Below are 23,355 nucleotides of genomic sequence, written 5' to 3'. Positions count from 1 at the left end.
TGTCAGCTTACAGCGCTGCCAACGCTTCGGAGAGTTTACTCACGCCGATGATTTCCATCCCGGCGATCGGCGATTTCGGACAATTGGCCTTGGGCACAATCGCTTTGCGGAAGCCATGTTTGGCCGCTTCCTGCAGTCTTTCCTGGCCGCTGGGTACCGGGCGGATCTCACCGGCCAGCCCCACCTCACCAAACACCACCAGCTCGTGTGGCAGGGCGCGGTCGCGGAAGCTGGAGACAATAGCCAGCAGCAGTGCCAGGTCAGCGCTGGTTTCGGTGACCTTGACGCCACCAACCACGTTAACAAACACATCCTGGTCGGCCATATACAGACCACCATGACGGTGCAACACCGCCAACAACATGCCCAGCCGGTTCTGATCCAGCCCCACCGCCAGCCGGCGCGGATTGCCGCCCTGGCCGCCGTCGACCAGGGCCTGAATTTCCACCAACAGGGGGCGGGTGCCTTCCCATAACACCATCACCAGCGAGCCGGGGCTTTCCTCTTCGGTGCGCGCCAGGAAAATGGCCGACGGATTTTTTACTTCCTTCAGGCCCTTTTCGGTCATGGCAAACACGCCCAGCTCATTGACGGCGCCAAAGCGGTTCTTCTGCCCGCGCAGGATGCGGAAACGGGTATCACTGCCGCCTTCGAGCATGATGAAACAGTCGATCATGTGTTCCAGCACCTTGGGACCGGCCAGCGTGCCGTCCTTGGTGACGTGGCCAACCAGAAACAGCACGGTGCCGGTCTGCTTGGCGTAACGGATCAGATAGGCGGCGCACTCACGCACCTGCGACACACTGCCCGGCGCTGACGCGACATCACCGCTGTGCATGACCTGAATGGAGTCTACCACCAATAGCCGGGGCTGGATTTCCGAGGCCAGTTCACAGATGGTTTCGACCTGGGTTTCAGCCAGCATTTTCAGATTCTTTTCCGGCAACCCCAAACGTTTGGCGCGCATGCCCACCTGCTGCAATGATTCCTCACCGGTGACATACATGGCCGGCATCTGCTGCGCCAGCATACACATGATCTGCAGCAGCAGCGTGCTTTTGCCGGCGCCGGGGTTACCCCCGATCAGAATGACTGACCCTGGCACCAGACCACCACCCAGCACGCGGTCCAGCTCACCCATGGTGGAGGAAAATCGTGGTACTGCCGCCACATCAATCTCAGACAGATCCTGCACCGCAGCGGAGCGCTCACCGGCATAACCCTGGCGGCGGAAATCCGCCTGCACCGAGGGCGACTGATTGGTGGTCCTATTGCTACCACCCAGACTGATGCGCGTCAGCGTGTTCCACTCTTTGCAGGCCACACACTGGCCCTGCCATTTGCCGTGCTCGGTGCCGCAGTCGCTGCAGACATAGGCGGTTTTGGTTTTCGCGGTTTTGGCCATAGGGACACAACTACTGATAAATAAATTTAACGCGCGCGGTAATCTGACAGAACAATTCGTAGGCTATGGTCTGGCACAGATCGGCAATACGCTCGGCGGGCAGTTGCTGGCCCCAGCCCTGCCCCCATAACAACACTTCATCGCCCGGTACCGCAGGGACATTGGTCAGGTCCACGGTCAACATGTCCATGGACACACGGCCAGCCAGCGGCGCTTCATACACCTTGCCAGCGGCATGTATCAATACCGGCGTGCCTGACGGCGCATGACGTGGATAACCATCGCCATAACCAATGCCAATGATACCCACACGCATATCCTGCTGGCAGTGATACGTGGCGCCATACCCGACAGTGTCGCCAGCCTTGACCTCATTGGTGGTCACCAGGCGCGACTTCAGGTTCATCACCGGCTGCAGACCAAAAGCGGGCCCATGCTCACCCACCATCGGGGATGCACCGTACAGCATGATGCCCGGCCGGCACATGCTGAACTGCGCCGACGGCCAGGCCAGGATGCCCGCTGATGCCGACAGGCTCATACCCTCGCTGTCCGGATCCAGCGCCACGCTGTCTGCCAGCGCCTGAAAATTCTTTAACTGTTCCGCCGCCAGCGGTTTGTCCGGTTCATCGGCGGTCGCAAAATGCGACATCAGCATCAGTGATTTTTTTTGCGGCAGATTTTTCAGCCACGGCCAGATGTCGGCGAAGGCCTGGGGGGACATGCCCAGCCGGTTCATGCCGGTATTGGTTTTCACCCAGATGCGCAGCGGCTGGAACATCATGCCCTGCGTCAGCGACGCCTTGAGCAGGTCAGCCTGCCACGGCGAGTGCAACACCCACATGAAGCCGGTGGCCAGGATCTCGGTCAGTTCTGCCGCATCAAGCGGGCCGCGCAGAATCAGAATATCGCGCAGGCCCAGCGCCTGATACACGCGCCGCGCTTCGGCCAGGGTAGCAACCGCAAAACAGTCACCGCCCTGCAGCTCATTGCTCAATGCGCGGGCAATCGGCTCCACGCCATGACCGTAGGCATTGGCCTTGATCACCGCACACAAACGGCTTGCCGGGGCATAGTGCCGGGCGCGCCGGAAGTTGTGCTGGACAGCGGCCAGATCGATCTCGGCCCAGCTATGTGCATCGACCCGGGGCATATCAACCATAATTGTCGTCGTAGTCCGGCAGCGCCAGGTTTTCGAAACGCAGCAAATGTCCGATAAAGCCCAGTTTCACCGTGCCGATGGGGCCGTTACGCTGCTTGCCAATGATGATTTCCGCGATACCTTTGTCCTGGGTGTCTTCGTTATACACTTCGTCCCGATAAACAAAGGCAATGATATCCGCGTCCTGCTCGATAGCGCCCGATTCACGCAGATCCGACATTACCGGACGCTTGTTGGGGCGCTGCTCCAGACTCCGGTTCAACTGCGACAGGGCAATGACCGGGCATTCAAATTCACGCGCCATGGTTTTCAGCGAGCGTGAGATTTCGGAAATTTCACCGACCCGGTTATCGCCAAAACCCTTGATCTGCATCAGCTGCAAATAGTCGACCACCACCAGACCGATACCACCGTATTCACGCGCGATACGCCGGGCACGGGCGCGCATTTCCGTGGGGCTCAGGCCCACCGCATCATCAATCAGGATGGGGCGGTCTTTTAATTTGGCAATGGCCGAGGTCAGCTTGGGCCAGTCCTCGTCTTCCAACTGCCCGCTGCGCAAACGGGTCTGGTCAATACGGCCGATGGAGCTGAGCATACGGAAGATCAGGCTCTCTGCCGGCATCTCCAGACTGAAAATCAGTACCGGTTTGTCCTGGCTTAAACCGACATGCTCGGCCAGGTTCATGGCAAAGGTGGTTTTACCCATGGACGGACGACCGGCGACAATAATGAGATCGGATTTCTGCAGACCGGAGGTTTTCTTGTCCAGGTCTTTGTAGCCCGTGGACAGCCCGGTGATGCCCCCCTTGGACTTGATCAGTTCATCGATCTTTTCCACGGCCTTGGTCAGCAGCGGATTGACCTGCTGCGGACCACCATCCTGGGCGCGGTTGTCAGCGATCTGGAATACTTTCTGCTCTGCCAGATCCAGCACCTCAGCCGCCGGACGACCGGCCGGGTTGAAGGCATTGTCGGAAATCTCGTTGGACACCCGAATCAGCGTACGCAGCGTGGCGCGCTCGCGAATGATCTGGGAATACGCGGTGATGTTGGCGGTGCCGCGGGCATGACTGACCAGGTCGGTCAGGTATTCGAGGCCGCCGGCGGTTTCCAGCTCGTTCAAACTGTCCAGCGCTTCCACCAGGGTCACCACGTCAATGGGTTTACTGGTTTCCACCTGTTTGAGCATGACGTTGAAGATCAGCTGATGTTCGTGGCGGTAGAAGTCCTCCGCCTGCAGCACCTCGGCGACATCGTCCCAGGCGCTGTTGTCCTGCATCAGCCCGCCCAGCACAGCCTGCTCGGCTTCCACCGAATTGGGCGGTACCTTTAAAGACAGGACACTCTGTCCGCCGCCGGCACTTTGTCCGCCGCCGGCGCTTTGCCCGCTACCGGCACTTTGCCCGCTACCGGCACTTTGCGAACCCCCGGCGGTGCGGGGCGATGAAGATTCCTTGGATTCCGACATAGTTCCTTTGGCGTGGGTATCAGGCTGACAGTCAGGCAAAAAAAAAGCACCACAACCCGAAGGCGGTGGTGCTCTATTCTCCCACTACACGGTTGTCTTCACAACCAGCAGATGGGGCCCGTCAGGGCATCCGTTACCGGCGTCAGTTACGCCTGTACCTTCGCAGGTACAACTGCCACGGTAATCATTTCTTCGACGTCAAAACCCAGATCGATGCTGATCTCGTAGTCGCCGATTTCGCGGATCGCGCCGATCGGCAGACGCACTTCAGATTTCACCAGGTCACTGCCAGCAGCAGCGTTGGCGGCATCAGCGATGTCCTTGGTGCCAACAGAACCGAACAGCTTGCCTTCGTCGCCAGCGTTAACTTCGATCTCGACGCGCAGCGCCTTGATCTTGGCAGCACGAGCCTGGGCCGCAGCCACTTTCTCGTTGTGCGCAGCCATCAGCTCAGCACGACGGGCTTCAAAATCAGTCAGGTTGGTTTTGGTGGCCGGGATTGCCTTGCCTGTCGGGAACAGGAAGTTACGTGCGTAGCCCGCTTTCACAGCTGCGGTGTCACCAACGCCGCCGAGACGACCTACTTTTTCCAGTAATATTACGTTCATGATGTTTTCCTCAATTAAGCTCTTTAGCTCTGTTTCTGAATCCGGCCCCGGAAGTCATACCAGCTATCCGCAAGTGCGAACACGGCCAACAACTGAGCCAGCGGCGGATTCAGCATGAGCATGTAGAATGCGATCAGCCAAAGCCGCGACAATTTCTTGATACCAATCAGCCCGTGCACCAGCGCGACACCGGCAAAAAACAGGGGCAATACAAAATACATGGTCCAACCGGACAGTGCCGTGATGCCGAAACTTGCCAGCACAAACAGTACCATCAACGCCACGGCAACCGACGGCTGCAGACGAAACTGGTGAAACTCCTGCTGAAAACCACCCGGGTTAAACAGCAAGGCCTGCCACCAGCGCGCCAGCATCAGCAGGCATATGGCCAGGAACATGTGCATGACACCAAACAGATTGATCAGGACACCCTGCATCATATCTGGCGGTACCGCCGGCATCTCTGTATTGCCGCTGGCCATGAACATTTCAACCTGTTCAGTCAGCAACACCAGAAACTCCGGCCGCAGCCGCAGTGCCAGTTCTGCACCCACTCCGACCAGAATGGCCACCAGCATGGTGGGCTGCCAGGAGGAAGATTGTCGCAGCACTGTTGCCAGCACAAACACACCTACCAGCAGGATCAGCGGGGTAATATCCCCCGCCATCGCCCAGCCGAACAGCGGAAGTGCTGCCCAGGCTGCCACCATCAAGGCCTCTCGTGGCCCGTGTCGCAAACCGACCAACCCCACAATCGCCGGGGTCAGCATGTTGGCCAGCGGGATCAAACCGCACAATAGCGCTGCCGTGATCGCCTGACGGCGGCCGTTCATTGCGTATTGTGCTAAACCCCGCATATTACTCTCGTTTCAGCAAGAGCCCGCGTAAACGCAGGATCAAACGTTGTGGCTGTCCGTGTACGGAATCAAAGCCAGGTGACGCGCGCGCTTGACGGCAGTCGCCAGCTGACGCTGATAACGCGCCTTGGTACCGGTAATACGGCTGGGAACAATCTTGCCTGTCTCAGAGATATAGGCCTTCAGTGTTTCCAGGTCTTTGTAATCGATCTGCTTGGTGCCTTCAGCCGTAAATTTGCAGAACTTACGGCGACGGAAAAAACGTGACATATTAAATATCCTTTAAAAATCTGTGATTATTTGTCGTCTTCGTCGCTGTCGTCGTCGGAGTCAGCGTCGTCGCCATCGTAGTCTTCGTCGTCGCTGTCATCGTCCTTGTCGCTCTCGGCTTCTTCACGGGCAGCCTGACGCTCAGCGGCTTCATCTTCCAGACGACGCTTCTGCTCGGCACGGGCACGACGCTCACGGCTTTCGCGCTCACCTTTCAGAATCAGCGACTCTTCAGTCACCGCTTCGTCAGTCTTGATCACAAGGTTACGCAGGATAGCGTCGTTGTAACGGAACAGAGTCACGATTTCGTCCAGGACTTCCTGGTTGCACTCAACGTTCATCAGAACGTAATGCGCTTTGTGAATCTTGTTGATCGGGTAAGCGAGCTGACGACGGCCCCAGTCTTCTTCACGGTGGATCTTGCCGCCGCTCTCGGTAACCATCTGCTTGTAACGCTCAACCATCGCAGGGACCTGATCGCTTTGATCAGGGTGTACTACAAATACAATCTCGTAATGTCTCATAGAGACTCCTTCTGGCAATAAGTCTTCCGTAAACCCGGCCATCTTGGCCAAAGTCGGTAAGACAAGGAGTGAACTGTTAACCCTTATTCAATCTGCTGTTCAGCCTTCACGTGGCTGCAGACGTGCCTTCCGGCAGGAATTCAGGGACCGCGAAGTTTAATGAAAGTTACTGACAGATGCAATCTAATTTGCCCTCAGGCGACTGAAAAACGTATTCGAGGCAGTCAGTGCGAGGCAAAAACAGGCGAAAGAGCGGAGCTTACAAGGAGTAAGTGAGCATCTTGAGCCTGTTTTTAACGAAGCAATGGCAACGCAGATAGTTTTTCAGTTGCCTGAGCGCTGCCTTACGGCTTCAAACAGGCAGACGCCCGTTGCTACGGAGACATTCAGGCTACTGACCGCGCCGGCCATCGGTATGGAGAGCAGAAAGTCGCAATGTTCACGGGTCAACCGACGCAGGCCCTTGCCTTCGGAGCCCATGGCCAGCGCCCGCGGGCCGGTCAGGTCGGCTTCATACAGGCTTTGGGTGGCCTCGCCGGCCGCGCCGCTGATCCAGATGCCGCGCTGCTGCAGGGCGGCCATGGTGCGACTGAGATTGGTGACTGCCACCAGATTGACCTTTTCCGCCGCGCCGCTGGCCACCTTGCGCACGGTCAGGTTCATGGTCGCCGAGTTGTCCTTGGGCACAATCACCGCGTCCACGCCCGCCGCATCGGCGGTGCGCAAACACGCGCCCAGGTTATGCGGATCGGTAACCTCATCCAGAATCAGTAATAAAGGTGGGTGTGGCAGCTTGTCGAGCAAGGCATTGAGAAACGCCTCATCCTTGACGGTGTCGCGCCACTGACACAGGGCGGCAACGCCCTGATGCACCGGCGCACTCTTGCCCGCTCTTTTACCGGCCCCGCCTTTGCCAGATGCACCGCTGTCGCCAGCAATGCGCTTTTCCAGCTCGGCGCGTGGCACCACTTTAAACAGTAGCCCCAGCTCCTGCGCCAGCGCCCGGACTTCATCAATGCGCTGATCGCTGCGCTCCTGCTGCAGCAACAACTCGTGCACATCTTCCGGATGCCGCTTCAGCAGCTCGCTGACCGCATGAATACCAACAATCCACTCGCGGGCGGACATTAATCAGACACCCCAAGCTTTTTCATAAAGCGCTTGAACATGCCCGGCTTCTTGCCAGACGATTCATTCTGCGACGGCTGCTGAGCGGGTTTTTGCGCCAGCTTCTTGGCGGCCTTTTTATTGGCCTGACGAGAAGGTTTGGCCGAGGACGTGTCACCCGCAGTCTGCGAATACTCTTTCGCCGGCTGGCGAGCGCGGCGCTGAGCGGCCGTCTGCGCCGGCTTGTGCCTGCGCTTCTGGGCGGGTTTTTGCTCAGATGTTGCGCCAGCTTTTGCTCCGGTTTTGGGTGCAGCCTTTTTAGCGGTGCCTGCCTTGGTGCCTGCCTTGGTGCCGGTTCGGGCGGCCGGTTTGGCGCCTGATTTGGCAGCAGCTGCACCACGACCCTTGGCCTTGGGCGCAGCATCATCCAGCTTGTCTTTGGCCTTGGCGTTAGGTTTGCCGGCGCGAGTGCTCTTGGTTTTGGGCTCGCCCTTGGCCTTGGCCCTTAATTCGCTCTTGGCAGCGCCCTTGCCCGCTCCTTTGCCTTTGCCACCGTCTTTGCCACGACCCTTGCGCGCCTTGTCAGCCGCGACGTTGCCGCTGGAATCCAGCAGCTGCAGATCAATCTTGCGATCGTCCAGATCTACGCGTGCGACCCGCACCCGCACCGAGTCACCCAGATGGAAGGTGGTGCCACTGTGCTCACCAACCAGCATCTGGTGCACCGGATCAAACTTGTAATAGTCGTTAGCCAGCGCGGTGATATGCACCAGGCCTTCGACATAAATATCGTTGAGCATGACAAACAGACCAAACCCGGTGACCGAGGCCACGGTGCCCTCAAAGTCATCACCGACGCGATCCTGCACATACTCACACTTCAGCCAGTCCTGCACGTCATAACTGGCGGCATCAGCGCGGCGCTCATAGGTCGAGCAGATCTCGCCAAAATGCTGCATGTCCTTTAACTGATACGGATAGATTTCCTTGCGCGTCAGCGTGGGCGCACCGTCGACCTGACGGATCTGCTGCTTTTTCTTGCCTTCACGGATCAGGAACCGCAGCGCGCGGTGCACTAACAAGTCCGGATAACGTCGAATCGGCGAGGTAAAGTGGGTATAGGCATCAAAGCCCAGACCAAAGTGGCCGATGTTCTCCGGCGAATACACCGCCTGCAGCATCGAACGCACCAGCATGGTCTGAATCAGGCGCGCATCCGGGCGATCGCCCACGCTTTCCAGAATACGCTGGTAGTCTTTCGGCTCCGGCTTGTCCTTGCGCGTCAGCACCAGGCCCAGCTCACGCAGGAAGGCGCTGAGGTTGTCCAGCTTTTCCGGGTTCGGGCCTTCATGGATGCGGTACAGCACCGGCAGATCGGAGTCTTCCAGGAAGCGCGCCGTGCACACGTTGGCTGCCAGCATGCACTCCTCGACCAGACGGTGCGCATTGTTGCGCTCCACCGGCACGATCTCGGCGATCTTGCGCGTTTCGCCAAACACGATACGGGTTTCGTTGCTGGAGAAATCCAGCGCCCCGGCCTGGCGGCGTGCTTCGGCCAGCTTAAGATAGGTGGCGTAGAGGGCTTCCAGATGCGGCAGTACATCGGCGTACCGCTCACGCAGGCGCTCGCCGGACCGGGCACGGATATCGCTTTCCGGCTCCTCCAGCATGTCCGCCACTTCGGTGTAGGTCAGGCGGGCGTGAGAAAAAATCACACCTTCATAAAAACGGTAATGTTCAACCTTGCCTTCGGGGTTGAGCTCCATCTCGCACACCATGGTCAGGCGATTGACCTTGGGCTTGAGTGAGCACAGACCATTGGACAGCACTTCTGGCAACATTGGCACCACGTGACCCGGGAAGTACACCGAGTTACCACGCTTTTGCGCCTCATCGTCCAGCGGCGAATTGGGCTTCACATAATGCGACACATCGGCAATCGCCACGTACAGACGCGAGCCGCCATTGTCCATGGGTTCACAGAACACCGCGTCATCAAAGTCCTTGGCGTCTTCACCATCAATGGTGACAAACGGCAGCTTGCGCAAATCAATACGGTTGGCCAGATCGGCTTCGGCCACCTCTTCGGTCAGGCCCTGAACCGCACGGTCAACATCGGTCGGCCATTCAAAGGGGATGCCGTGGCCTCTCAAGGCCACATCAATCTCCATGCCCGGCGCCATGTGATCGCCCAGAATCTCGGTGATCGCGCCTACTGCTTTGCGGCGGTTATCGGCGTAGCTGCGGATTTCCGCCACCACGAACTGGCCGTCCTGCGCCTTGCCAATGTCTTTTTCCGGAATCAGGATTTCCTGGCTGATGCGCCGGTTATCCGGGACCACCAGACCAAAACCACTCTCATGGTAGAAACGCCCGACCACCTGCGTGGTGCGGCGCTCCAGCACCTCAACAATCATGCCCTCACGGCGGCCACGGCGATCCACGCCCGACACCCGCGCCAGCACGATATCACCGTCAAATACCTTGACCATCTCGCCCGGACTCAGGAACAGGTCGCCGGAACCATCCTGCGGAATAAAAAAGCCCATGCCTTCCTTGTTACCCTGGATGCGGCCCTTGATCAGCTCCATCTTGTCCGCCAGGCCATACACACCACGGCGGTTGCTGATCAGCTGGCCATCACGGGCCATGGCGATCAGGCGGCGGCGCAAGGCCTCCAGCTGATCCTCATCATCGGTTAGCTCCAGATGCTCACACAGGTGCGCGTAACTCACCGGCTCGCCGACTTTCTCCATGTATTCCATGATGAATTCGCGGCTGGGGATGGGTTTTTCGTAGTTTTCCGCTTCGCGGTTGGCGAAGGGGTCTTTGATGGGGGCACTGCCTGTGGAGGTCTGTTGGGCCGCCCCGGTGGGCTTCCCGTCCTGCTTCTGTCTTGACATATTTCTCTGATTTCTCTCTATTCGTCTGTTTCGTCGCTATTTTGCGGCCAGTATACACGCTGCGACACCTTATTTCTTGAAGATTTTGTGTACACCCATTGACAGCTCAGAAACAGATGGGCAAAATGCGCGCTCTGAAATGCTTCACCCCGCAATGCCCAGGTGGTGGAATTGGTAGACACGCTAGCTTCAGGTGCTAGTGATCGAAAGGTCGTGGAGGTTCAAGTCCTCTCCTGGGCACCATTAGATAGTCCGACACAGTCCAATAAAGTATATTTTCCCCTTAAAAAACAGTAACTTTAGACGAAAATGCGTCCTAGAGCGTCCACTGCCGTTTGGCTACATCCAGAATTTTTAGTAACATAAGAAGCAACAAAAGCACGCTCAGGCAAATTCCTTTGTTGCTACAACCTCCTTCGGGTAGGGGTTTCTTATGGCCCGCGTCACCAGACCGCTCACCGATACCGAAATCCGGCAGGCCAAACCACGCGAGAAGGAATACAACCTTGCGGACGGCAAAAACCTGTACCTGCGAGTCCACCCCAAGAACGGGAAATACTGGATTCTGAATTACTACCGCCCTGGCACTAAAAAACGCGCCAACATCAGCTTGGGCACTTATCCCGATGTTTCGCTGGCTGCGGCACGTAAAAAGGCCGATGAGCTCCGGGCCGTCCTGGCTGAGGGCATTGATCCCAAAGAACACCGCGAAGATCAGCAGCGCGCGCAGAACGAGCAATATGCCAACACCTTTGAACACATTGCCCGCAAGTGGCTTACACTGAAAGAAGCCAAAGTATCACCCGCCTATTACGACAAGATCACGGGCCGCCTGGAAAAGTATATTTTCCCCAAGATGGGTCGGACGCCGATCCACAAGGTCACGGCCGTTGCCACCATCGAGATCATCCAGCCTCTGGCGAATGACGAGAAGCTGGAAACCGTCAAGAAGATCTGCCGCTGGGTCAATGAGATCATGGTGTATGCAGTCAATACGGGCGTTGCACACGCTAACCCTCTGGCGGGCATCGGCAAGGCCTTTAGCGCACCCAAAGTCACCAACCTGCCAACCCTGCGCCCAGATGAACTGCCAAGCCTGATGTATGCCATACAGCACTCCAATACCAAGTTGGTCACTCGCTGCCTGATTGAGTGGCAATTGCATACCATGGTGCGCCCAGGCGAAGCTGCCGGCGCACGGTGGGATGAGATCGATATTGATAAAAAGGAATGGACCATCCCGGCCGAACGGATGAAGAAGAACAAACCGCATATCGTGCCGCTCAGCCCCCAGTTGCTTAGGCTGCTGGAGGTACTTAGACCAGTCAGCGGGCACCGAGAGTACGTTTTCCCCTCAGATCACAATCCTAGAGCGTCTGCCAATTCGCAATCAGCCAACCGTGCGCTGGCCCGCATGGGTTTCCACGGACGCTTGGTCTCTCACGGGCTTCGGGCTCTGGCCAGCACCACCTTGAATGAACAGGGCTTCGACGCTGATGCGATTGAGGCCGCGCTTGCTCATGTCGACAAGAACTCAATCAGGGCCGCTTACAACCGGGCTCAGTACCTCGAGCGCAGGAGAACAATGATGGATTGGTGGTCTAAGCATATTGAGCAGTGTGCGACCGGGAAAATGCCCACATACACTTCTCGTGGACACTTATCTGTCGTGAGTTAGTGACGTTGCCTTACCTCCGATCGGCAATTGGTACTGAGAAGTCGACGTCACCCATTCTTTTTAACATGCCTCGGAAAGAGGCTTGCTCAAATCGATTATATTCAGCAAGCAGCGCATCGAGCGTTTTCCAATGCATTCGCGGAGGTTTGCTCCACTCTCTTCCATTTAGTATTCCAGGCGTCCACCCGAGCTTGGCACGGATCTTCCCCGCGCGCCGGGCCAATCGATCGCATTCTTGCTCTCGCTGGCTTTCATATGCCAGATTGAGACAGTTACGGCATGCTAGTATGCTTCCTACATAGAGAATCGCTACACGTCGCCCGCAGCGCGGCTGGGGACATCGAAACCACGATCGCATACCACCCAAATGACATTTTGTACTATCAAGTAGAACCGAGTAATTGTGATCACGCCACTCGTCGGCGCTAGAATTTTTAGACTTGTAACTTAACATTAGATGATCATTCTGTACTGAAATCCAGATACGTGCCTCATTGCTAGTGTTTCTGTCCCATACCCAACCAAAACCCTTACCAGCAGCAAGCAAGCCTTCGCGTTTAATTCGCCTAACGTCGAGTTGACGATGATCTGATGTTGTGTCTTTTGCACTAAGGTGCCAACGCCGTCCACTTCCGTATCCGCCCATATTTCCTCCAATATTTTTACCGAAATCATCTGGCAAATGTCAGTAGTTGCTGCCCATTACTCATGTCCCACTGAATGAGAGTTTGGTCGTATTACTGGCCTCACATTAGGGATGTAAGAACTCGGTATGTATGGCAAGGTAGGTGTGGGTACTAATTTGACCCTGCAAACCGTTACCCTAGTGTGGGTACTCATTTGCCCCTCTAGAACCATTGCTGTTTTTCACAGGGTCAAATTTTGACCCTGTAGCCGCCTTTCAAGGTACATTTTTGACCCGGTAGACTTAATTTCTCCCACTCGTTTGTCGGCAGCCCATCCTTGAATGGCAGCCATGTTAGTCTCCATGTTCTCGCCTTGCTCTGTGAGCGACTACTGAACAGGGACTCATCGACCATTTCAATGAATCCAGAACGCTGTAGTTCCTCAAATGCACGCCTTGCCGTTCCCTTTGCGCAACCAATTTTCTCCATTGCCTCCCTCACCCCATAGTCAACCGGCTTATCGTTCTTCCAGTGAATATGAAGCAAGGACATTAACTTTGTAGCTGCAGGTGAAAGGGCAAGCCAAGCAGGGGAAGTGTAGATATCTCTTCGACAAACGACTACTCCACCCCTTTGATCGAAAGGCAGCCGGCGCTTTTTTACAGCCATGAAGCCTCCTACTGTAAACCTTCGTCTGCAAACTGACATGCGCCCTTCTCTGCCCCATGCCAATGCGAAACGGGCTTCCTGATGTCAGAGTCGATCAGAGGCCCAGGGCGACACTGAGGGTAGCTCCGGACACTGTAAAGCGGTACTTGTTGCTTGGAAGGTCCGGGGGGACTGTGGTCGATAAGATATCGTTTACAATGCCCACTTATTGCACATAGAAAGCTCACAATTTGCCTCGGTTAGACAGCTCCTCAATAAAGGCACTTATCTCTTCAGCTTTCCAGGCAGTTGTTTTTGGGCCAAGCTTAATAGGCGCAGGAGCTTTGCCATTTGCAACCCAAAGCCACCATGTTGAGCGACTAATGGGGATAAACTGAAGGACGTCGGTTAATCTTAAAAAGCCTGTTTCCGGTATTGCTCTTTTTGCTGTATCGGACATGATTTAACTTCCTCAATTGGTATCGGACGACAGTGAGAATGTTAAATAACGCCTAGCAAGCGAATGAATGGCAGAAATTATAAAAAATTTACCTAAATGTGCCGGTGCGCGGAGACTATCCAGCTATTTCAAGTCTCTTTCCCAGGATGCCTTAGCTATTTCGCTGTCTTTGCAAAGATCCGCAATAAAATCGTCAGAGATCATCGATAACAAGTAGCCTTTTGCGTTGCTAATCGTATCGTCGTCTAAGGTTTTCGTAAGCCTGATTATTTCTCGCTCAGTGATGTTGCAATCAAACGCGGCCGCGGTCGTTTCGGCAACAATCTTTCTGTACTTCTTTCCGGTTTTTTCTATCATGGCGGCTGTTAAAGATCTAACAAAGAATTGCCTTTCTGCAGACTCTCCAATAGTGTGTGTACCGGAGAAACTTGGGGTAAATTGGGTTTCTCTAAGCGCCTTTAGCGCATCCTCCAAAACAGGAATTGGGTGATCGACTCCCGTACCAAGGCACCAACTCATAGCCGAAAATGATACATCGTTGTCGTGCATTTGCGAGGGTTGCAAGCAGCTTAGTCGAACGGCGCGATAGTTATTAAAAAAATCAAGATAGTTATCTGGCATAGAATTAAGTGCATCCTTGGCTTTGGCGAGTTTAGAGATCGCATCTTTCTTCCACTTAGCGGCGTCTCCTTTAGTCATTAGCTCTGATTTTGGGTGCACACCAGAGCTAATAATTGCCTTGGCAAACCAAGCCTGAGATTTATCAGCTTCACCCGGATAAATTAGGTCACTAATTTTCAGCCAAGTATCTTTCATGGCAAGCGAGACTAGACACCTTATAGGTCGCCTCAACGTATTAATCGCCTTCCGGCGTTGTTCAGGGTCCTTGGGCTTAGAATCTGGATCATAAGACTGCGTTCTTGAATCATAAAACCATAACCTTGAGTGATACTCACAGGCCCAGATTGCAGAGTATTCAATCCATTTAGGAAAATCGTCGGGCGTGTACAACTCAAACTTAATTGGGCCGATAATCAAGTCCAGCACTCCTTTCGATGTGTACTTTTACTGAGTGGGTCTACCAGCCTTTTGGGAGCGGTCGCCAGAAATGGGCTATAACCCTCCAAACCCTGAGCTTTGCAGAGGCCCTGCCTCAGCTGCAAGTATTTTCAATATTAACACCGCAAACGCCTTGCTCTTAATCTCATTATCCAGCACCTCCAACGACAGCTTCTCGTGATCCGTCATCGCATCCAGTACAGCATCCACAACACGCTTCGGAAACACCCCGTGCATCACCTGATCAGGGCTATGGCTATTTACTTGCGCCATCACTTCTTCGTCTTGCCTTAGCCGGGTGACAATTCCATTGGCAAAGTGAAGTTGATTCTCGTCTGTCACCTCCGCTCCAAACAAATCATTCAATGCTTGGATTATCTCGGATAGACGTTTCTTTTCCGGATCATGCGGCTTGCCGGAACCCACATCCGTCGCGGGCTCCAGACCATACTCTCCTTCCGTGTCTGCCAGTTTCAACTGCTGTTCCTGGCGCTTGGTAAGCCTGTAGTGTGTTAGCTGCAACTCCCCCACATCAACGTCATCCTCGCCCAGACGGTCCACCCGCAATAGTGGATAGAGATGCTTGGCGAAGACACACAGTTGCTCCAGCTCACGGTCTTCATAGGGGACAATCTGCGACAGAAACTCATACAAACGCACGAAGCTCTGCAGGTTCTTGCGGAACAGATCGAGCTGATCAACCTGCTCCCCGGCCTCCTTGAGTGCATGCTCTGCGCGCTTCAGCCCGGCGCTGTCACCGTTGGCTTCGGCGGTGCGGTAGAAATTCTGCGCGTCCTTGCGCGCTTCCACTGAGAATTTGTAGCGCTTGGCAAATCTCTCCTTGGCGGGCTGGCAGTAATAACTCAGCTTGCTGGCGGCCGCTTTGGGGTCGAAGAATGCGAGAGCGAATGACTCGACCTCATCCCACTGATAAATGCTCTCTGCATCCAGTTTTTTCTGAACGTCATAGATGATTTGGGGATCAGTGACGTCATTGAGCTCCGCCTTGTTGTAGTAAGGCAAGAAGGCTTCGAGAATGTCCTTTGGATCGTTGAAGAAATCGAGGATAAAAGTCTCTTTGCCGGGGAATGTGCGATTCAGGCGAGAGAGCGTTTGCACACAATCAACGCCCTGAAGCTTCTTGTCCACGTACATGGCACACAGCTTGGGCTGATCAAAGCCGGTTTGATACTTGTTGGCAGCAATCATGACGTTGTAATCCTGCGTGTCGAACGCTTTGGCCAGATCGCGACCCTGTAAGCCCGGATTAAGTCGAGTGCTGTTCTCTGTCACCTCTTCCGGAATAACATCATCGTGCAACACACTGCCAGAGAAAGCCACCAAGGGATGCACATCGTCTATGCGATTTTCTTTCACGTACTGCTGCACGGCAAGCTGATAACGCACCGCTTCCTGGCGGCTATTAGTGACTATCATGGCTTTGGCTTGGCCGTTGAGCAAATGCCGGATATTGGCGCGGAAGTGCTCGACAATCACTTCCACTTTTTGATTGATGTTGTAGGGATGTAAACGCACCCAGCGAGCCAACTTGATGCGTGCTTTTTTGCTATCCACTTCATCATCTGAGCCATCAGGATGCGCAATTTTCCAGGCGGTGCTGTAGGTGGTGTATTGCCGCAGCACATCCAGAATAAAGCCTTCCTCAATCGCCTGGCGCATCGAGTACAAATGAAACGCCTCCGGTTTGTTGTCTGCACTTGGAGGCATGTCCGGGTTCGGTGTACGGCCAAACAGCTCCAGGGTCTTCGCCTTGGGTGTTGCGGTAAAGGCGTAGTAGCTGATGCGCTCGTTGGGCGCGCGAGCAGTCACGGCAGCATCCAGCAACTCCTCGGCGCTGATCTCCTCGCCATGTTCACTACCATTCCCGCCACCAGGGGCATCGCTACCCAGAATGGCTTTGAGTTTGCTGGCTGAAGAGCCGGTTTGTGATGAGTGCGCCTCATCGGCGATAACAGCGTAACGGCCTGACGCCAGCTTGGGGTATTTATCCAGTGCTTCGAACAACGCCGGGAAGGTCTGGATGGTAACGATGATGATCCGCGTTTGATTGGCCAAGGCTTCGGCCAGTTGTTCTGACTTGCTTAGATTGCCGATGTCCCGGGTGATCGGCACCACGACACCACCCGCATGCTCGAACTGGCCAATCGTATTCTGTAACTGGCTATCGAGCACCGTGCGATCTGTAACCACGATAACGGAGTTAAATAACTTCTCACCGCTTGCGTCATACAACGCAGCCAACTGGTGCGCACCCCAGGCAATTGAATTCGACTTGCCAGACCCTGCACTGTGTTGAATCAGGTAACGCTTGCCCGGCCCCTCTACCTGAGTGGTGTCGATCAGCTTGTTAACCACTTCCCACTGATGGAAGCGCGGAAAGATCATGGTTTCTTTGACTGTGATCTTGCCATCAAAACCTTCGGACTTCTCTTGCTGCAGGTGCATAAAGCGGCCCAAAACCTTCAACCAGGCGTCGCGCTGAAACAGACGATTCCACAAGTAGGTCGTGGCATACTCATTCTCATCTTTTGAGGGCGGATTGCCAGCGCCCCCCTCCTCCGTGCCCATGTTAAACGGCAGAAAGCAAGTGTCTTTGCCAGTGAGCCGCGTGGTCATGGCCACTTCACTCTGCCCCACGGCAAAATGCACCAATGCGCCCCGCTTGAAAGTCAGCAAGGGTTCCGGTTTGCGGGTAAGAGGATCAGCCGGGGGACGGTCATAGCGGTATTGACGCTTGGCGTTCTCCACTGATTGTTTGAACTCGCTCTTCAGCTCCAGTGTGGCTGTGGGGATGCCATTAACAAAAAGTACTAAATCAAGCCGGGGATTGTAGTTACCCTCACGAAAATGTGGTGAGTAGGACACTTCAGGCACCACACGCAGACGGTTGGCCTGATAACGACGATGTGTGTCCGGGTTCATGTCATGGTCTGGCCTGAAGCTGCACAGATCGATCTTGACGCCCGGTACTTTGAAGCCATTGCGCAACAAATCCAGCGTACCGTGCTTCTCCAGCTCACGCACGAGTTTTTGCACGAGAACGCTTTCCGGGTCTTTGGGGTTGCTCTTGCTGAACTTCTCCCAACGCGCGGGCCAAGCATCCTTGATGTAAGCCAACAGATCTTCGGTATACAGCGCAGCACGACGATCATAACCACTGGCAGGACCGGTGAGCCAGCCTTCAGCGGTCATGGCATCGATGATGTCTTGCTGGAATATCGTTTCCTTGCTGTCAGCCATGCGCAAGCTCCTGCTGTGCTTCTTGTTCTGATTCAGGCGCTGGTGGTTGCCAGTTGCGGACGTCAATTTTTCCGGTGACGGCGGCGGAGATTAAGGCGGAGCGGCGCTCGGCTAATAAGCTAACGCCTCGGGTAGCTTCATAGATTAACGAGTCAAACTTCTCAATCTCGGCGTCCAAGAATCGAACAATTTTCTTTTGTTCATCCAGCGAAGGAACAGCTAGAAAAAAAGTCTTAATATCATCCAAGTTTAATTGGACCTTGGTGCCGCCATAACCAGCGCCGACAAGCTGTTCTTTTGTTGGCGTGCTAAGGACCAGATATCCAATCCAACGACTAGCACATAGATTAAAATTCGGTCTTGCAAGGGCGATGTGCTGGCTGACATAGCCTGACTCAATTGATTGGTCAGCAACACATACGGAACCTAGATCCGCAGTGATCGATATAAGAATGTCACCAAGTCTGATTCTGGAGCGCTCCCCCTCAGAATTACTAGGTGGCATCACGTACTGAATAGACTCCAATTTCGGCTCAATTGAGTCTCTAGTTAAGTTTGTAATTCTGAAGAACAAGTCACCCTCATCTGAATAGAACTCAGCCCAGCCTCTCGAGCCACTTGTCACAAAATCAAAGATATATTTGCTAGGCATAACGTCCCAAAGCACCGGCACTTCCCCAAGCCACTCCACCCCGGAATCCCTCATCGGTACGGTTGGGTCGAGGCCTTTCGTGACGGCATGAGAGATCACGGCCTGGCGCTTTTCCTTGAGCAGTTCCATCAGGCGCTGCTGCTGTTCGATCAGGGCGTCGATGCGGGCGGTTTCGAGGTCTAAGAAGCGGGTGATTTGGGTTTGCTCCTGTTCAGTAGGCGGCAGAGCTAAAACCATATTCTCAATTTGCTCTGCAGACACAGCTTCAAAAGTGCTACCAGTTGAGACAGAATCAAGGAATGATTGGGAGGAAGATAGAAACCACCGTAAAAAACCTTTAGATATACCTTCCAATGATTTGATTGCACACAGGCCACGTCCGATACCATAGACACGGTCTGCTAGATTTAAAGCTCCCACAGGCGCACGCACTGAAAACAAGATATCTCCCCTGTCCGCTAGTTTCCTGGCCACAGGACAATATTGCTTTGCTGATGGGTATGTTGTATCAAACTCCCCATTGCCTTGGAGGAAGGGCGTCCCTATGCCATCTGCATTGCAATCTTTCGAAGCAGGTGACTGCCCCATGTTAATATGAGCAACATGCTTTAAATACGTTCTAGTCCATTCGTGCGGCATATCGCTAATCCATGGAACCCCAGAATTCTTGTATTGGGGGTATCTCGGAAAACTCACGCTGACAACTCCTCAATCATCTGCTTGATTCGGTCGGTACATAGCTTCAAGTCAGCATCGATTTCTTCCAACGGGCGTGGCGGTTTGAACACATAGAAGTACCGATTGAATGGAATCTCGAAACCTACAATGCCTACCTCCCCATCCAACGAATCGGTTTTTGTCTCATCAATCCAGGCATCAGGCACATGGGGTTTCACTTCGCGCTCGAAATATTCGTAGATGGACTGCCCCAGTGGCACATTCTCGTTATCGCGAAGACTGCTGTCTGCTTCAGGCTTGCCTTTGTTCTTGCCTTTCTGAGCCACCACGACATTGCCCTGCTCGTCGCGCAAGGGGCGCTCCACGGTGATGCGGCGATAACCAAACGCTTCCAGAGGGAAGATCTTGCTCTCTGGTGTTTCTTCATAGCGGCCATACAGGCGCACCAGGTCATCGATCTGATCGTCATTGATGTACTGGCGTTTGCTGCCCAGCGACTTGCGCATCTTGCTGAAGTGCTGAGTGCCATCGATTAACTGCACCTTGCGCTTGCGTTCTTTCGACTTGTTGTTGGAGAGCAGCCATATATAGGTCGCGATGCCGGTGTTGTAGAACATATCGCTGGGCAGCGACACGATGGCTTCCACGTAGTCGTGCTGCAGCAGGTAGCGGCGGATCTCAGATTCACCACTACCCGCCCCGCCGGTAAACAAGGGCGAGCCGTTAAGGATAATGCCAATACGTGATCCGCCATCGTGCGGATCGCGCATCTTGCTGACCAGATGCAATAGGAACAGCAGCGAGCCATCGGATACACGCGGCAAGCCTGGTCCGAACCGGCCATCGTGACCCATGCGCTTGTGCTCATCGATGATCTGCTTCTGTACCTTTTTCCACTCAACACCGAAGGGAGGGTTACTCAGCATAAAATCAAAACGCTCACCGGCAAGCTGATCGTCGGAGAGGGTATTGCCCAGCCTGATCTTGCTGATGTCCTGCCCTTTGATCAGCATGTCTGCCTTACAGATGGCGTAGGATTCCGGATTAAGCTCCTGGCCAGATAAGGACACCGTCACCTTTTCACTGATCGTCTGTATGTACTCATCGCCTTCTGACAGGAAGCCGCCAGTCCCGGCCGTTGGATCGTAGATGGTGACGATTTTGTTGGGCTTGAGCTTCTCATCCTGGCCGGTAATCACCAGCGAGGTTGCCAAATGCACGATGTCGCGAGGCGTGAAATGCTCACCTGCTGTCTCATTCGAGCTCTCCGCAAACTTGCGGATTAGCTCCTCAAAGATAATGCCCATGCCGAAGTAGCTGATATGCGCCGGGCTCAAGTCAAAGGCGGCAAAGCGCTGTACGACCTGATACAGCAGATCAGCGGCGGAAAGCTGCTGGACAAAGTCTTCAAAGTGGAAGTGATCAAAGATCTCCCGAGCATCCTTGCTGAAGGCCTGCGTATAGGCCAGCAGGTCATCACTGGTCTGTGTGTCCGACAAGGTACCAAGGCTTAATGGCGAGGTGTTGAAAAACTGGTTTCCAGAGGCTCTTAACAGCAGCTGCTCGCGAACGGAGTCTGACTTGTTTCGATGCTCCTTGGCGGTATCCAGAACCTTGCCCTTGGTGCCCTGCAGCACGCACTCCATGCGCCGCAGCACGGTAAAGGGCAGAATAATGCGGCCGTACTGGGATTGTCTAAAGTCTCCGCGCAAGAGGTCGGCAACTGACCAGAGGAAGGTGGCTGTCTGGGAATGGCTCTCGGTATTCATCAATGTACCTGGTTGATATGTCCTTGTTATAGTGACGGATAGTACAGGATATGGTCGAATTGGCACAGTGTTGGACGTAAGCGGATGAATCAGGTAATAATCTGTGGCCTCCAAGGATAAATCCTAGCCAGGGGCGACTATGGCGAATGGATGCATGATACGGGCTGGGCGTGGTAGTAGGCTGATCGAAGGCTTTGGGGTTGATATATCTAGCGCAAGAAAATTACGAGGCCGCCTTGTAAGAACTATTCTGAGGCCCAAGGCCTTAAAAACAGGCTGTTATGTGAAAGGATGCTGCGAATAAGCTATGAGTAAGCAATCAAGCCTGTACCCAGAGATACTATTTCACTTCACTAGTAAGAATGGCTTGTTTGGATTGCTAGACGATACTTTTAGAGTTTCTTATGGAAGGGAGAAAATTGTTGGCAAAACGAGCACTCGGGAATTTGGCGTACCAATGATTTCTTTTTGTGATCTTCGATTGTCGGAATTGAAGAACCACATGAATAATTATGGAAAGTACGGCATTGGCCTCAATAAAAAATGGGCCAATGAAAAAGGGCTCAACCCTGTTTGGTATGTGAGCAACAATTGTGACTTTGCAGACAATTTCAATGACGCGCTAAATGGAATATACAGACACATGAATACTGTAAGTGATGGCGATATTTTTCAAATGCTATCAAACGACTATATGAAGATAATCGACACATACAGGTATATAAAGAACTACCAAGGAAATCTTACAAGGGATGGAAAAACGACTAAAAACTTTAGATTTGCTGATGAGCGAGAGTGGCGCTATGTTCCGCCACTAGCAACGCCAGACGTCCTTCCATTTATTCCTATAACAAGGATAAAAACAAAAAAACAGAAAGAAGAACACAATCACCGAATCTCACACTTGAAGCTTAACTTTCAACCAGAAGACATCAAGTACTTAGTTGTCGAAAGTGAGAATGACATTGTTGAGTTAGTCAACCATCTTCGGGTAGTGAAAAACAGATTTTCCAAACATGATATAGACAGACTTTCTAGCAGAATATTAACAGCTGAACAAATACACAATGATGTATAGATCACATAACAATCACATCAAGTCGCACTTCGTGCTGGGACTTGAAACTTCACCCCATAAAGTAGACGCCTACCTCCTCGGTGAGATAGGCGTCTACTTTTAGGGGTGAAGTTTCCTTTCCACGTCGCTGCGCGCACCTTATGTGTCGCGTTAGACACTAGGAGTAGAATTTTGTCGCAAAACACAGAAAAGGACAGGTGTGAAGCCTGCGCAGATCAAATGGCCGAAACTGTATCTTCGGGTGGATTTGACGGCGTGCATCAAATATGTCCGAGATGCGGTGAATTCAAGATCTCCGGTACCGCTTTAACCGTGATGGCAGGTGGAGTCGGAAAGGAGAAGCGAGCGAAGATTTCGGGATGGATTAGGAACCAGAATCACTTCGGTTCAATTCCTTTGATCACTACAGATAATCTAAGAAATATTCTCGATTCGCCCATGCCCAACGTTGCTGAGCGAGCTCTTGCTTTGCTGCAAGAAGGGCAAATCGGGTTAAAAACGCTCAGCGATCATTTCGATGTTACAGAGCCACGATTCCTGGCAGCCACCTACTCTACTAACAAACAAGACGTAAATTACCTACTGGGGGTCCTGAGGGAACAAGGCTTCGCTGAGGCGAAGTCGCTGGCTGGTGGATGTGAGATTCTGCCGAGGGGTTATATAAAACTTGATGAAATGCAACGACCCTCGCCACTGTCTCTAAATGGGTTCGTGGCTATGTCATTTCATCCAGAGCTAAACGAAATTTATTCAAACGGATTTCAAGTCGCAGTTATGGGTGCCGGATACGCGCCGGTTAGGATGGATCGGCTTGAACACATTAACCGAATTGACGACGAAATCATTAAGCAGATTAACGCATCCAAGTTTATCGTTGCGGACTTCACTGGACACAAAGGAGGTGTCTATTTCGAGGCGGGTTACGCAATGGGAATTGGCTTGCCCATCTTTTGGACGTGTAAGAATTCCGATATGCCGGAACTACACTTTGATATAAGACAGTTCAACTGTATCGCGTGGGAAACGCCGGAAGATTTAGCAAGACGACTAGGTGCAAGAATTGAGGCGGTACTGGGACGAGGCCCTAAATAGTACACCCCCAAACAAACAGTTCTTGAGCGGCCAAAGTAAACTGTCAC

Annotated in this window: 18 protein-coding genes and 1 tRNA gene; 4 read left to right on the top strand and 15 right to left on the bottom strand. The window is 53.7% G+C overall.

What is annotated here, in order from left to right:
* Nucleotides 1–7: 7 nt before the first annotated feature.
* The 9 genes from radA to rnr all read right to left on the bottom strand — a co-directional run bounded on the left by radA (nt 8) and on the right by rnr (nt 10,307).
* Nucleotides 8–1,405 (bottom strand): DNA repair protein RadA, encoded by a 1,398-nt coding sequence (gene radA, locus ENH71_RS00395; protein WP_294132986.1) that lies wholly within the window; start codon nt 1,403–1,405, stop codon nt 8–10.
* A gap of 10 nt (nt 1,406–1,415) precedes the next feature.
* On the bottom strand, nt 1,416–2,567 hold the full coding sequence (gene alr, locus ENH71_RS00390) for an alanine racemase (protein WP_294132987.1): 1,152 nt from the start codon (nt 2,565–2,567) through the stop codon (nt 1,416–1,418).
* Nucleotides 2,560–4,038: a replicative DNA helicase gene (gene dnaB / locus ENH71_RS00385; RefSeq protein WP_294132989.1), complete on the bottom strand. Its 1,479-nt coding sequence runs from the start codon at nt 4,036–4,038 to the stop codon at nt 2,560–2,562. The genes alr and dnaB overlap by 8 nt, the downstream gene beginning before the upstream one ends.
* Before the next feature lie 146 nt (nt 4,039–4,184).
* Nucleotides 4,185–4,646 carry a 50S ribosomal protein L9 gene (gene rplI, locus ENH71_RS00380; protein ID WP_294132991.1) on the bottom strand — a complete coding sequence of 154 codons (462 nt, stop codon included), beginning with the start codon at nt 4,644–4,646 and terminating at the stop codon, nt 4,185–4,187.
* Nucleotides 4,647–4,669: 23 nt separating this feature from the next.
* Nucleotides 4,670–5,503, bottom strand: a complete 834-nt coding sequence (locus ENH71_RS00375) for a YybS family protein (protein ID WP_294132995.1) — start codon at nt 5,501–5,503, stop codon at nt 4,670–4,672.
* Nucleotides 5,504–5,542: 39 nt separating this feature from the next.
* The gene (rpsR, locus tag ENH71_RS00370) at nt 5,543–5,773 is read right to left on the bottom strand and encodes a 30S ribosomal protein S18 (RefSeq protein WP_294132998.1); all 231 of its coding nucleotides are present in this window, start codon (nt 5,771–5,773) and stop codon (nt 5,543–5,545) included.
* A 26-nt stretch (nt 5,774–5,799) separates the two neighbouring features.
* Nucleotides 5,800–6,297 (bottom strand): 30S ribosomal protein S6, encoded by a 498-nt coding sequence (rpsF, locus tag ENH71_RS00365; protein ID WP_294133001.1) that lies wholly within the window; start codon nt 6,295–6,297, stop codon nt 5,800–5,802.
* A gap of 324 nt (nt 6,298–6,621) precedes the next feature.
* Nucleotides 6,622–7,425 carry a 23S rRNA (guanosine(2251)-2'-O)-methyltransferase RlmB gene (rlmB, locus tag ENH71_RS00360; protein WP_294133004.1) on the bottom strand — a complete coding sequence of 268 codons (804 nt, stop codon included), beginning with the start codon at nt 7,423–7,425 and terminating at the stop codon, nt 6,622–6,624.
* Nucleotides 7,425–10,307, bottom strand: coding sequence for a ribonuclease R (gene rnr, locus ENH71_RS00355; RefSeq protein WP_294133005.1), 2,883 nt, complete (start codon nt 10,305–10,307; stop codon nt 7,425–7,427). Before rnr ends, rlmB begins: the two co-directional genes overlap by 1 nt.
* Before the next feature lie 156 nt (nt 10,308–10,463).
* Here rnr and ENH71_RS00350 point away from each other — a divergent pair.
* A tRNA-Leu gene (locus tag ENH71_RS00350) sits at nt 10,464–10,550 on the top strand.
* Between the two features lie 190 nt (nt 10,551–10,740).
* Entirely contained in the window at nt 10,741–11,985 is a 1,245-nt protein-coding gene (locus ENH71_RS00345) for an integrase domain-containing protein (RefSeq protein WP_294133007.1), read from the top strand.
* A gap of 875 nt (nt 11,986–12,860) precedes the next feature.
* Here ENH71_RS00345 and ENH71_RS00340 read toward each other — a convergent pair.
* The 6 genes from ENH71_RS00340 to ENH71_RS00315 form a co-directional block, all read right to left on the bottom strand.
* Complete coding sequence (locus ENH71_RS00340) at nt 12,861–13,280, bottom strand: hypothetical protein (protein ID WP_294133010.1); 420 nt, start codon at nt 13,278–13,280, stop codon at nt 12,861–12,863.
* A gap of 223 nt (nt 13,281–13,503) precedes the next feature.
* Nucleotides 13,504–13,719: a helix-turn-helix transcriptional regulator gene (locus tag ENH71_RS00335; protein ID WP_294133012.1), complete on the bottom strand. Its 216-nt coding sequence runs from the start codon at nt 13,717–13,719 to the stop codon at nt 13,504–13,506.
* A gap of 123 nt (nt 13,720–13,842) precedes the next feature.
* Nucleotides 13,843–14,757 (bottom strand): hypothetical protein, encoded by a 915-nt coding sequence (locus tag ENH71_RS00330; protein WP_294133015.1) that lies wholly within the window; start codon nt 14,755–14,757, stop codon nt 13,843–13,845.
* Nucleotides 14,758–14,832: 75 nt separating this feature from the next.
* Nucleotides 14,833–18,039 carry a type I restriction endonuclease subunit R gene (locus ENH71_RS00325; RefSeq protein WP_294133016.1) on the bottom strand — a complete coding sequence of 1,069 codons (3,207 nt, stop codon included), beginning with the start codon at nt 18,037–18,039 and terminating at the stop codon, nt 14,833–14,835.
* A complete protein-coding gene (locus ENH71_RS00320; protein WP_294133019.1) occupies nt 18,032–19,330 on the bottom strand; it encodes a restriction endonuclease subunit S in 1,299 nt (432 codons plus the stop codon). The genes ENH71_RS00325 and ENH71_RS00320 overlap by 8 nt, the downstream gene beginning before the upstream one ends.
* Before the next feature lie 53 nt (nt 19,331–19,383).
* Nucleotides 19,384–21,138, bottom strand: coding sequence for a type I restriction-modification system subunit M (locus ENH71_RS00315; RefSeq protein WP_294133022.1), 1,755 nt, complete (start codon nt 21,136–21,138; stop codon nt 19,384–19,386).
* Between the two features lie 307 nt (nt 21,139–21,445).
* Between ENH71_RS00315 and ENH71_RS00310 the strand changes: the two genes are divergently transcribed.
* Nucleotides 21,446–22,216: an abortive infection system antitoxin AbiGi family protein gene (locus tag ENH71_RS00310; RefSeq protein WP_294133025.1), complete on the top strand. Its 771-nt coding sequence runs from the start codon at nt 21,446–21,448 to the stop codon at nt 22,214–22,216.
* Between the two features lie 171 nt (nt 22,217–22,387).
* The gene (locus tag ENH71_RS00305) at nt 22,388–23,308 is read left to right on the top strand and encodes a hypothetical protein (RefSeq protein WP_294133027.1); all 921 of its coding nucleotides are present in this window, start codon (nt 22,388–22,390) and stop codon (nt 23,306–23,308) included.
* Nucleotides 23,309–23,355: the final 47 nt, after the last annotated feature.

Source organism: Pseudohongiella sp. (assembly GCF_011050365.1).
Classification (GTDB): domain Bacteria; phylum Pseudomonadota; class Gammaproteobacteria; order Pseudomonadales; family Pseudohongiellaceae; genus Pseudohongiella.
Note: the sequence above shows the minus strand (reverse complement) of the source record. Positions and strands in the feature narration are given on the sequence as shown.